General features: G+C 68.7%; 14 protein-coding genes. 4 read left to right on the plus strand and 10 right to left on the minus strand.

Annotation, left to right across the window (positions count from 1 at the left end; genetic code table 11):
• Positions 1 to 123: 123 nt before the first annotated feature.
• Positions 124 to 612: an ATP-binding protein gene (locus ITP53_RS50060; protein ID WP_195902546.1), complete on the minus strand. Its 489-nt coding sequence runs from the start codon at positions 610 to 612 to the stop codon at positions 124 to 126.
• Between the two features lie 388 nt (positions 613 to 1,000).
• Here ITP53_RS50060 and ITP53_RS50065 point away from each other — a divergent pair, with 388 nt between their 5' ends.
• The gene (locus tag ITP53_RS50065) at positions 1,001 to 2,434 is read left to right on the plus strand and encodes a helix-turn-helix domain-containing protein (RefSeq protein ID WP_195902547.1); all 1,434 of its coding nucleotides are present in this window, start codon (positions 1,001 to 1,003) and stop codon (positions 2,432 to 2,434) included.
• 195 nt (positions 2,435 to 2,629) lie between these two features.
• On the opposite strand, the gene ITP53_RS50070 is transcribed toward ITP53_RS50065, so the two are convergent.
• The 4 genes from ITP53_RS50070 to ITP53_RS50085 all read right to left on the minus strand — a co-directional run bounded on the left by ITP53_RS50070 (position 2,630) and on the right by ITP53_RS50085 (position 5,183).
• Entirely contained in the window at positions 2,630 to 2,941 is a 312-nt protein-coding gene (locus ITP53_RS50070; RefSeq protein WP_195902548.1) for a hypothetical protein, read from the minus strand.
• A 43-nt stretch (positions 2,942 to 2,984) separates the two neighbouring features.
• Entirely contained in the window at positions 2,985 to 3,134 is a 150-nt protein-coding gene (locus ITP53_RS50075) for a hypothetical protein (protein WP_195902549.1), read from the minus strand.
• 220 nt (positions 3,135 to 3,354) lie between these two features.
• On the minus strand, positions 3,355 to 3,957 hold the full coding sequence (locus ITP53_RS50080) for a response regulator transcription factor (protein ID WP_195902550.1): 603 nt from the start codon (positions 3,955 to 3,957) through the stop codon (positions 3,355 to 3,357).
• A complete protein-coding gene (locus ITP53_RS50085) occupies positions 3,954 to 5,183 on the minus strand; it encodes a sensor histidine kinase (RefSeq protein WP_195902551.1) in 1,230 nt (409 codons plus the stop codon). Before ITP53_RS50085 ends, ITP53_RS50080 begins: the two co-directional genes overlap by 4 nt.
• A 155-nt stretch (positions 5,184 to 5,338) precedes the next feature.
• On the opposite strand from ITP53_RS50085, the gene ITP53_RS50090 reads away from it, so the two are divergent.
• Both ITP53_RS50090 and ITP53_RS50095 read left to right on the plus strand, forming a co-directional pair.
• Complete coding sequence (locus tag ITP53_RS50090; protein ID WP_195902552.1) at positions 5,339 to 5,896, plus strand: small multidrug efflux protein; 558 nt, start codon at positions 5,339 to 5,341, stop codon at positions 5,894 to 5,896.
• Between the two features lie 95 nt (positions 5,897 to 5,991).
• On the plus strand, positions 5,992 to 7,005 hold the full coding sequence (locus ITP53_RS50095) for a CPBP family intramembrane glutamic endopeptidase (protein WP_195902553.1): 1,014 nt from the start codon (positions 5,992 to 5,994) through the stop codon (positions 7,003 to 7,005).
• A gap of 1 nt (position 7,006) precedes the next feature.
• Here ITP53_RS50095 and ITP53_RS50100 read toward each other — a convergent pair whose 3' ends face one another.
• The 4 genes from ITP53_RS50100 to ITP53_RS59875 all read right to left on the minus strand — a co-directional run bounded on the left by ITP53_RS50100 (position 7,007) and on the right by ITP53_RS59875 (position 8,928).
• Positions 7,007 to 7,549, minus strand: a complete 543-nt coding sequence (locus ITP53_RS50100; protein ID WP_195902554.1) for a TetR family transcriptional regulator — start codon at positions 7,547 to 7,549, stop codon at positions 7,007 to 7,009.
• A 94-nt stretch (positions 7,550 to 7,643) separates the two neighbouring features.
• Entirely contained in the window at positions 7,644 to 8,126 is a 483-nt protein-coding gene (locus ITP53_RS50105; RefSeq protein WP_195902555.1) for a hypothetical protein, read from the minus strand.
• The gene (locus ITP53_RS59870; protein ID WP_195902559.1) at positions 8,114 to 8,359 is read right to left on the minus strand and encodes a hypothetical protein; all 246 of its coding nucleotides are present in this window, start codon (positions 8,357 to 8,359) and stop codon (positions 8,114 to 8,116) included. The genes ITP53_RS50105 and ITP53_RS59870 overlap by 13 nt, the downstream gene beginning before the upstream one ends.
• A gap of 44 nt (positions 8,360 to 8,403) precedes the next feature.
• Positions 8,404 to 8,928, minus strand: a complete 525-nt coding sequence (locus tag ITP53_RS59875; RefSeq protein WP_268961464.1) for a transposase — start codon at positions 8,926 to 8,928, stop codon at positions 8,404 to 8,406.
• 77 nt (positions 8,929 to 9,005) lie between these two features.
• Here ITP53_RS59875 and ITP53_RS56630 point away from each other — a divergent pair, with 77 nt between their 5' ends.
• Positions 9,006 to 9,221: a tautomerase family protein gene (locus ITP53_RS56630; RefSeq protein ID WP_207757565.1), complete on the plus strand. Its 216-nt coding sequence runs from the start codon at positions 9,006 to 9,008 to the stop codon at positions 9,219 to 9,221.
• Positions 9,222 to 9,598: 377 nt separating this feature from the next.
• Here ITP53_RS56630 and ITP53_RS50125 read toward each other — a convergent pair.
• Positions 9,599 to 10,215 (minus strand): FAD-dependent oxidoreductase (locus ITP53_RS50125; RefSeq protein WP_195902558.1); only part of this gene is annotated, 617 nt, incomplete at its 5' end.

Genomic DNA, 10,215 nt, shown 5'->3' on the forward strand with positions numbered 1-10,215 from the left:
CCACAAGGCCGCGAGACCGACACAATCCATGCCCGGGACAGGTTGCTCGCGGTCATGTAGTCCGGCACCGAATGAAGTCACCCGAAACCCCGGGGTCGAGATGACCCGCTTAACACCAGCTACCTAGACCGGGGCGCGGAACAGCTCCTCCAACTGCGCCAGGGTCGGCTGGCGATCGAGATGGCACCACACGAGACGCAGCCCTCTCGGGGGCACCCGGTAGCTTCCCCACCGCCTGCGCGACAGGGCCTCCACGATCGCCAGCCCTCGTCCGTGCTCCGAATGCAGGTTCGGTGTCTGAAGCGGGATGCTCGGCCGAGCCGAGCAGGATGACCCCGGGTCGGTCACCGCCAGCCGCAAGTAGTCCGCTCCCTGAGACAGCTCGAGCTTGATCGCATCAGCATCGTCACCGGTGCTGGAGGCGTCGGAGTACTTGACGGCGTTGGTGACCAGCTCTGATGCCGCCAACGCTACGATCTCCCGTGCGGGATGCTCGCCGCCTAGCCAACGACTGACCGCGTCACGGGCCAGATACGGAGCCCGGTCGCTGTGCGCCAGCTGGATGGTGCCGAGTTCTTGAAGATCGGTCTTTGTAGGAATGTAGTAGATCACGAACCTCGCCTCGCTACTCCTCGATCATCAGCCGCGTCCTTCTCCATCAGTGGCTCGGCCAGCACAGGGTCCGGCTGATCCGTATGAGCCTCAGTGCCGCACAACGACTGAGGCCCGACTCGTTCCCGTTCGGTTGCTGAGCGGCCGTCCCGGCCTGCCGAGCCGGGTTCCCGGCCGACGCCGTACTTTGGTTACACCGTGTGACGGTGACCTATGTAAGCCGGTGCCAACGGCGCAGCGGAAGAGCGGCTTCAGGGCGTTGACTACCGCCCAGGGAGCCCGGCCGGGCGGCTGGAGGGCGTTTCCAGGTCGTTTCTGCAATGGGTTGGAGACGGGGGTTGGAGTCGGCCCATGCTGTGTGGTCCTCTAGGCGCTGAGGGAGCGTAGTGTGGTGACCCACCAACCAGAACAGCGGAACAAGGCCCACGAGGCCGGGCCGGTCAAGCCGTCCCGCCCCGGCCTGGTCCGGGCGCGGCTGCAGCGCGGCCTGACGCAAGAGCAGGCCGCGGATGAGATCGGTGTTTCCCTGTCGACTTGGGCCCGGTGGGAACGCGGCACTCAGACCGTGCGGCCGTTCTACCGCAAGCTGCTGGTCGACCGGTGGGGCGCCGAGCCCGCTGAAGTGGAGATGTGGTTGCAGGTCACAGCGTGTTCCGCCCCCGCGCCTTGTGCCGATACGACCGTGGTGGAGGCGGGACTGGCCGAGCCGATACCTCACATATCCAGCGTGGAGACGGCCAGGCAGTTGTGGAGGTTGGAAATGGACACATCCCGGAGGCATCTGCTGGTGGCGTTGCCGGTTGTTCCGGCGGCGCTGGGTGAATGGCTACTGGCCTGGCGTTTCGATGAGGCTCCGGCCGCCGCCCCGCACACGACCGGTAAGGGTGTCGCAGTCGGAATGGCCGATGTTCAGCGGGTGCGCGAGGCGCACCATGCGTTCGCTCTCATGGATCACCAGTTCGGGGCCGGGCTGGTCCGCCCCGCGGTCACCGACTTCATGAACACCACACTCGTCCCGCTGCTGCAGGGCTCGGCCACTGAGCAGGTTCGCGCCCAGTTGCTGAGCGCGGCAGCGGGGATGACACGGATGGCTGGGTGGATGGCCTTCGACCTTGGCCATCAAGGCCAAGCTCAGGCCCACTTCGGGCAAGCATTGAGCCTGGCCAAAGAGGCCGGAGACGACCTCACTGCGGCCTGGGTGCTGGCCACGATGGCGCAGCAGGCATGCGACCTGGGCCACGGCCGGTGGGCAGTACGGCTGGCGAGCGCCGCAGCCGACGCGGGGGCACGGGCCGACGCACCAGCCAAGGCCAGAGCGCTGCTAAGCCTGCGTCAAGCACGTGCACACTCCATCCACCCCGCCGATGGCATTCCGGGGAGCGCGCACACCAAACGGCTGGTCACCGAGTACCTCAGCCAGGCTGACAAGCACTTCAGCACGGGCACGAGCGATCGAGACCCGGTCTGGGTCGCCCACTTCGGCGAAGCGGAACTGGCTGGGGAGGGCGGGCTGTGCTGGCGCGGCGCAGGCGAGTTCCAGCGTGGCGTGACCCGCCAGCAAGAAGCCATCGCGGCCTTCGGCACCCGCTACCCGCGCTCCATCCAGCTCACGCAGACCAGCGTTGCCGAAGGCTACCTCGGCATGCGCGAGATTGAGGCGGCCGTTCACCACGCCCGCGCTGCCGTTGGTTCGGCCAAAGACCTCACCTCCGCCCGCGCCGCCGCCCACCTGCACGCCTTCGCCGCCCACCTGCAGCCCTACCGCGACAACCCGCACGCGCGGGACTTCACCGACTACCTGCGCGGCGAACTGGCCAGTTGACCGCACCACGATCGTTTGATCCACACCGGCTCAGCGCACGTGTGGGACCCTGCTGGTTAACTCGGATCTGGGGCGCTGTCGATGATGGCAGCTTGAATACAGGCTTGAGCAATCGCTCAAATCAATTGAGCGTCCGCTCAACTCCATTTGAGCAATTGCTTAAGTGTTGATCTTTGTGTATCGAAGGCTTGCAGGTCAGACCATCGAACGCAATTTTCGGCACTCGCAGCGCACCACCGACAACGGCGGCCCCACTGTCGCCACCTGCAAATCCGTGGAAGTGGTCGTGTAGTTCCCCGTCTGCTGGTTGAAGTCCTGCCCCGCCACACCACTGCTGGCCAGCAACGACGACACCGCCGGCTGGCGCACTCCCGTCACGAACGTCAACACCGGCGACGTCGTGGTCGACAAGTTGGAGACATCCCGGACCGTGACCGTCCACCAATACTGCTTACCCCACGCCAGCTTCCCGGACGGAACGTTCCAGCTGTTGCCGTTACCCGCCACATACCCCGACGACGTGCACCCCGTACCGGACATCGACTCGACATCACACAACTGCCCACTGGGCGGCCAGTTCGGCAACGGCGGCGGGCCGCCAGGACTCCACCGCGCCGCCCAGGCGCGGGGTGGAGTCGGCCAGGAACATCGACGGCCCGGCGGCGGAGATGAGCTTGCGGGCCATGACCAGCGCGATCACCGGGTGGCTCCGTGCTGCCCTGCGGTGCGTGCCGCCTGCTGCGGGGACCAGGGAGACCCACCTCGCGGGGGACGACGTGCAGGTGCAGGTGGTAGACGGTCTGGGTCGCCGCGGCGTCGGCGGCGCGGGCCTGCTCGGTCTCGGCGGCCGCGGTAGCCTCACTTCTCGCCCTACCACCTGTGCCGGATCGACGCGCTCGTGGGGTGAGCCGCGGGGCCGATCAGATCCAGCCGCGCTCTTCCGCGAGGAGTACGGCCTGCTGGCGGGTGTCGACGGCGAGCTTGCCCAGCACAGTGGAGATGTGGTTGCGGACGGTGCCGGGGGCGAGGGACAGGGTGCGGGCGATCTGTCCGGTGGTCTCGCCGTGCCGGCCGGCGCGGAGTACGTCGAGCTCGCGGTCGGTCAGTGGTGAGCGTTCGTCGCTCAGCGCGTCGGCGGCGATCTCGGGGTCGACGTACCGACCGCCGGCGGCGACGCGGCGGATGACGGCCGCGACCTCGTCGGCGGAGCGGGACTTGGGCAGGAACCCGGCGGCTCCGGAGGCCAGTGCTCGGCGCAGGACGCCGGGTCGGGCGTGGCGGGTGACGATCACGCACCGGGTGGCCAGGGTGCGGTTGAGCTTCTCGGTGACCTGGACGCCGTCCAGGTGCGGCATCTCGAGGTCGAGCAGGCAGACGTCGGGCTTGAGGCGTTCGGCGGTGGTGACCGCTTCGGCGCCATCGGCGCACTCGGCGACGACGTCGATGTCCGGTTCCAGGCGCAACAGCGCGGCCAGTGCGGAGCGGATCATGCCCTCGTCGTCGGCGAGCAGCACGCGGATCATCCGGCAACCTTTCCTTCGGCAGGGACTTCTTCGGCGGGGACCGTGACGACCACGGTGAATGTCTCGTCCTCGCGCCGTGCTTCGAGGTCTCCGCCTGCCTCGGCCGCGCGTCGCGCGAGTCCTTCCAGGCCGGAACCGCCGCCCGTGCTCTCCGGTGCGCTGTCAGCGACGTCGTTGGAGATCTCGTAGCGCCACGACCGGTCCGAGCGGCTGAGGGACAGGCGGGCCCACCGGCCGCCGCCGTGGCGCAGCACGTTCGTCGTGGTCTCCCGGATGACGGGTCCGAGGGCGGACGCCGGTGCCAGCGACGCGTCCGGATCGACGACGGCTTCGGCTTTCGTGCACGCGGCGCGCAGCAGGTCGACGGCGTTGGCGAGCTCGTCGCTCAGCGGGACGGCGCGGAACCGGGTGGCCAGGTCGCGGGTGCCCTGCCGTGCGTCGTCGACGCTGGCGCGCGCGGCGCGTAGCTGTTCCATGCCCGCTTCGGGGTCGCGGGGCATGAGTCGTTCGGCGAGCTCGAGCTGGAGGGCGATGACCTGGAGGTGGTGCCCCTGCAGGTCGTGGACGTCCGTCGCCAGCCGTAGCCGCTCCTGGGTCGCGGCGAGCTTCGCCTCCGAGGCCCGGGCCCGGTCGAGGGTGACGAGCACGTCCCACCACCACAGCGAGGAGACGGTCATGGCCGGAAGGATTACGGACAGGGAGATCAGCTGGAACCACTTCGTGTCGGCGCTCGGTCCAAGGGTGAGGCGGACGTCGATCACTGCCAGCGCGACGAGCAGGGCGGTCGCCGCCAGCACCACGCGAAGGCGTACCCCCGGCGGCCAGTTCAGCAGCATGAGCACCTGGATCACGGGCAGGACGCCCACCACCCAGACGCCGGTGACGAGCCCGGCCGCGAGACCGTAGGCCGCCGCGATCAGGAGGGGCGCGAGGTGGCGCCGCCAGTTCACCAGCGGCGTGTCAACCGTCCGATGCCGGTAGTCGAGCAGCGGGCGCAGCGTCGCGAGCCACCACACCAACCCGCCGACGCCGACGGCAGCGGCCGTGAGGTTGCCGAACCCGCCCTCGACGAGGGCGGTCACCAGGAGCAGGACGACCGGCTCGAAGAGCACCACCGTCAGTGCGACATACCACCAGGTCGCGCTGATGCTCCGGGTGAGCCGCAGCGCGGTGCGGGCTTCCGCTGCCGCCGATACGGCGGCCGCGGACTCGGGCTGGCTGCTCATTCGCCCAGGCTACCGGCATGACACATGTCATGGATGCGGCGTGCGAAGGTCCCGGAAGGCGGTGACAGCGAGGCACTTCTGAGCTGCGTTCCCGAGCGGTGGACTGGAGTCAGGACGGGGGGACACCCCGACGCCCACACCGACAGGAGCACACCATGAGCCTCATCGACACCCTCCAGGACCTCGTCGGGCAGGTGCCGGACGTCGTCCAGCCGCTCATCGGCGCGGCCGCGGGCGCCATCCCCTTCATCGAGGGCGAGGGCGGCGTCGCGATCGGCATCATCGGCGGCATCCCGCCGGTCGTCGCCGCGATCGCCGCGATGGCCGGCAACTTCCTCAGCGTGGCCGTGCTCGTGCTGCTCAGCTCCGGTGCGCGCGACGCCGTCGTGACCCCCCGCCGCGAAAAGGTCCTGGCGCGCGACGGCATGCCGGCCGGCAGCGACTCCGCCCTGGCAGCGGCGCCGGCCGAACGCTCCGACGGCTCTCGCAGCGCCGCGCGCCGCGCGAAGTTCCAGCACGCCTACGAGCGCTACGGCGTACCGGGCGTCAGCCTGCTCGGACCCCTGCTGCTGCCCACGCACTTCACGGCCACCATGCTCGCCGCCTCCGGCGTCGGCAAGACCCGCATCCTGATCTGGCAGGCACTCGCGATCATCGCCTGGACCACGCTCACCGCGCTGATCGCGAGTGGCGTCATGAACGCCCTCGGCTGAGAACCCGCTCTGTTCGGCGCCGTATCGCTCGATCCAGCAAATATTCCTACCCCGCGCACACCCTGTTGACGCACGCCTTCTCGAGGAGACACACCATGCCCCACCTGTCCGAGACCTCGTCCGCCGCACGCTCGTCCGCCGGCGGCTCGGAGGGTCAGCCCAGATCGGTCCCTGAAGGCGCGCCGTATCACCTGGTGCTCGCGGGGGAGAAGCGCCGCATCGGCCGCGGCATCCTTGCGATAGTGCTGCTGCACGCCGGCCTGGTGGGCTTCGGCGCTGCCTTCGCCCAGCTCGGGGGTCAGATCGACCTCCTGCTCGGGCGGGACAGCGTCGTGACGGGCGGTACGGAGTTCACGCCGGTCACGATGGCCACCACCTATGCCTCCACCGCGCTGCTGATCCCCTGGAGCATGCTCATCCAGCGCTGGTTGTACGGCGTCAAGGGCGGTTCGCTCCACTCCGTCGTCGGGGCGTTCCGACCCGCGGTCCTCGGCCGCGCGATCCTCTTCCTTGCACCGGTCTGGGCGATCTACATGACGGTTCTCGCCGCCCTGGAGCCATCCCTGGCAGGGAGCTGGGCGGTTGCCGACCTGCTGTTTATGTTCGCGGTCACGATTGTCATCGTTCCGCTGCAGAGCGCGGGCGAGGAGTACGGCTACCGCGGGCTGATCTTCCGGGTCGCCGGGAGCTGGGGCCGCGGACCGCGATCCGCTCTCACCCTGGGCGTCGTCGTCTCCGCCGTCCTGTTCGCCACGATCCACCTGTCCACCGACGTCTGGCTGAACCTCCAGTTCCTGGCTGTCGGCGTAGCGTTCGCGCTCATCACGTGGCGCACCGGCGGCATCGAGACCGCAGTCGTACTGCACGCTGCCAACAACGTCTTCGGGCTCCTGCTGGCGCTGGCGCTGCACGCTGACCTCGGCGCCTTCACGGACCGCTCGTCCGGTGTCGGCTCCGTCGTCTACCTGACCCCGGTCGTTCTGCTGGCGGTCATCACCGCGGCGGTCTGGTACCGCACCCGCCGCGACGGGCCGGCAGTCACCCCCATGCGCGCGTCGAGCCAGGACGCCATACCCACCGCCCACACAGGCGGCGCTGGAGCCCGCTGAATCACCCGAGGCGGGTACTTGCCGTATCGCCCTGTGGCCACGGCAGGTGTAGAACGGTGCTGGCGGCGGCCCGGAGAACTACTTCTTCGTCATGCGGCGCCAGGGTGGTGTCCGGCAGGGCTCTGGCAACGGCGAGCCCGTCCAGGACGATGAGCAGGTAGCGCGCACGAAGCCACCTGTCGCCCGCGGGCAGCACGCCCTCCTCCTCCAGAGTCGTGAGCCACGATTCCACGCGGTTGCGGGTGTGGCGTACCAGAGCCGCGTACCCGGGTCGGGCCGCCCGCTGGCCGGAGTCGACATACGTGCGGAACAACTGGCGCCACATCTCGCGGGCCTGCTCGGGCGAGCCGATCGGCGTCAGCAGGCTGCTCAGGCATTCGGTCAGGCGGACGTCGGCGCGCACGGAGGCGTCACCGATCCGCTGGTCCGGCATCGCGGTGCGGTAGATCGACTCCAGCACGGCGTCGACCAGTTCGTGCTGCGTGCGGAAGTGGTGCCGCAGCGTGCTGGCCCCGACCCCGGCGCGCGCGGCGACCGCGCGCACGCTCGGGCGGGAGTCCGTGCCGTCGATCAGGATCTCGGTGGCCCGTGCCGCTTCTTACTCGACTTTGGCCGTTATCCCGTCGCGTAAGTCCAGGTCAGCTCGTCGAAGCTGATTTTTGCGGGATCGGGCTCGGCGAGCTGGGTCGCGGAAAATCGGGCGGCGATGATCGTGCGGCGGAGCAGGGCGAGCATGTCGTCGAAGCTGGGCTGGGTCTTGGTGCGGTACCAGGGGGCGCGGCGGCGGTTTCGGCGACCACGTCAGGGCTGTGTCCGTGGCGGGCGTACCAGACGATGACCAGGCTGTAGGCGATCAAGCCCAGTGGGAGGGTCCGAGCGACGGCGGCCTCGGTGCGGTTGCGGGCCTGGCCGACCCCGAGCAGGTGGCGTGATTCGAGGAATGCCTGCTCGATGGACCAGCGCCAGGAGTAGCGGACCACAAGATCTTCAGCCGGGGTGTCGAGGTCGGTGGTGACCAACGCGAGGTCGAAACTCTTGTCGGAGTCGAGGTGGCGGACCCAGATGACGCGCACGGTGCGCGGGCCGAAGGAGCCGTACCACAGGCAGGTCAGCTCGGCCACGCGGAGCGCTGCTTGTCGTACAGCCGCAGCCGGTGGATCTTCCAGGAGCGGGTCGCGGCCAGCTCGGCGACCTGCCCGAGCCGCTCGCCTTTGGTCCGTGGACGGCCTCGCTGCTTGGCGACGGGCGTGGGCGGCAGCTCGTACAAGACGGCGTTGCGCGGGATGCGGCAGGTCCACGACACCGCCTTGGGCAGGGTGTGCAGGGGTTTGCCGTGGTAGGCGGCATCGGTCACCACGTGGATGCGCCGGTCACCGAAGATGCCGGCCAGCAGGCTGATCAGCTCGGCGGCGATGGCGACCTTGCCCGGCCCGTACTTGACATACAGGCGGCGAGCACCGGCAGGCAGAGTGCGCGGGGCAGGAACGGCAGGTGCACGATGATCCCCACGACGACGAAGCAGGTGCCCCGGCTGGTCTTCGTCGTCCCCGTGGCCGACCCGTCGTACTGCCAAAACGCCCCGTGCACCTTCTTGCCGCTGCGCCGGTTGACACTGTCATCGACCGCAACCAGCAGCGGCGCATCCTCATCCACCAGGGTGGCGACGATCAGTCTGGCGAGCACCAAGCCCACATGGTCGGTGCTCCAGCAGGCGCGGGAGAAGAAGCGGTGCACCCGCTCGTGCCGCCACGCCAGGTTCATCCCAGCGGCGATCAGCATGCCGGTGATGGTCCGAAGTCGGGTGCAGGCCACCAAACCCGTGGTCAACACGCAGAACACCGGAAAGGTGGACGATGAGAAACACCTTCGGAACTCCACCAGCAACGCTTGCCAGGTGGCCGGTAGGGTCGGCGTCGGAGACATCGGCGGACACCCTCCATGGGAGACGGTGTGATGAAGACCGCCGATGTTTCCCCATGCCAGGAGCATCTTCAGGGCAAATGATCAGATCCTGGTCCGCCCTTGACCACCTACACCGCAAGCAGCGTCTCTACCGCACGCTGGCCGACCGCCTGGAACGCGCCGGGGTAGCCGGAGAGGACCTGTTCCTCAGCTACATGGAGAACGGCCCCGACGACTGGTCGTTCGGCTTCGGGCGCGCCCAGTACGTTGACGGCGAACTGCCGATCCCCGGCCGGCCTCCGGCCAGCACCTGAGCCACCGCGCCGCCATCCGCGCAAGGACAGGGCATCGTCAAACTCCGAAGCGGAGCCTGACGTCGGCCTCCGTGGGCGTACGGCCTGCCTATCCCCACCGCGGTGGCGCCCAGCGATCCGCCTCTTCCGCCGGTACCGGGACGAATACGGCTCGTCGACAAGCGGCGCGCCAGGTCGGCGGACGTCGACGTGGCCCAGGCGGGCTCCCACCACCACCTTCTGCAGGGCGAAGAACTCCCGGGCCGCCCCCGCACGTCCGGCATCGACTGCAAGTACATCGACAGGCACGCCGCTTGCAAGGCCGCGGACGTCATCCCTCGGCCGTATTCGAACGACGCGACCGAGCCTTCGCTCTCGAGCGACTGTCTTTTGAGCTGCTACGCGTTCTCGAGTTCAGCCGTGCTCGACGGCAACCGCACGCGCGCGACCGTGCCGAGGAGTTCGTTGAATCCTTCGGTCGTGCTGGGGTGCGAGTAGATCGAGTTGCCGAGCTCGCCGGCGGTGACGTCGTGGCGCATGGCGAAGGCGACCAGGTTGATGACCTCTTGGGAATCGATGCTGATCAATGCGGCGCCGAGAATGAGGTCGGTGTCCGCGTCGATGACGAACTTGATCAGGCCGCGGGTATCGCCCATGATCCGCGCACGATGCGTGGCCGTGGTCTGAGCAACGAGCTTGCTGGCGATCCTCACGTTGTAGCCGCGTTCTCTGGCGGCGGTCTCGGTGAGGCCGACGGTGGAGAACGGCGGGGTGATGAACATCGTGTGCGGAACAGCCCGTCGATCAGCCGTGGAGCGGGTGCCGTCACCGAGAAGCCGGTCCGCGACGATGCGGTAGTCGTCGCGGGAGATGTAGGTGAACTGCGGTCCCCCGTTGACGTCGCCGATCGCGTAGATGTGCGGCCGGCTCGTGCGCAGGTGCTCATCCACCTCGATGGCGCCACGTTCGGTCGTGCGGATGCCCGCTTTGTCAAGACCGAGTCCCTCGATGGCGG

The sequence above is a fragment of the Nonomuraea cypriaca genome (assembly GCF_015645445.1).
Classification (GTDB): Bacteria; Actinomycetota; Actinomycetes; order Streptosporangiales; family Streptosporangiaceae; genus Nonomuraea; species Nonomuraea cypriaca.

What these genes read in the sequence shown, in the direction of transcription:
- ITP53_RS50080 (WP_195902550.1), bottom strand. Translation starts at nt 3,957, where the DNA reads ATGATCCGCGTGCTGCTCGCCGACGACGAGGGCATGATCCGCTCCGCA.
- ITP53_RS50085 (WP_195902551.1), bottom strand. Translation starts at nt 5,183, where the DNA reads ATGAGCAGCCAGCCCGAGTCCGCGGCCGCCGTATCGGCGGCAGCGGAA.
- ITP53_RS50090 (WP_195902552.1), top strand. Translation starts at nt 5,339, where the DNA reads ATGAGCCTCATCGACACCCTCCAGGACCTCGTCGGGCAGGTGCCGGAC.
- ITP53_RS50095 (WP_195902553.1), top strand. Translation starts at nt 5,992, where the DNA reads ATGCCCCACCTGTCCGAGACCTCGTCCGCCGCACGCTCGTCCGCCGGC.
- ITP53_RS59875 (WP_268961464.1), bottom strand. Translation starts at nt 8,928, where the DNA reads ATGTCTCCGACGCCGACCCTACCGGCCACCTGGCAAGCGTTGCTGGTG.
- ITP53_RS56630 (WP_207757565.1), top strand. Translation starts at nt 9,006, where the DNA reads ATGATCAGATCCTGGTCCGCCCTTGACCACCTACACCGCAAGCAGCGT.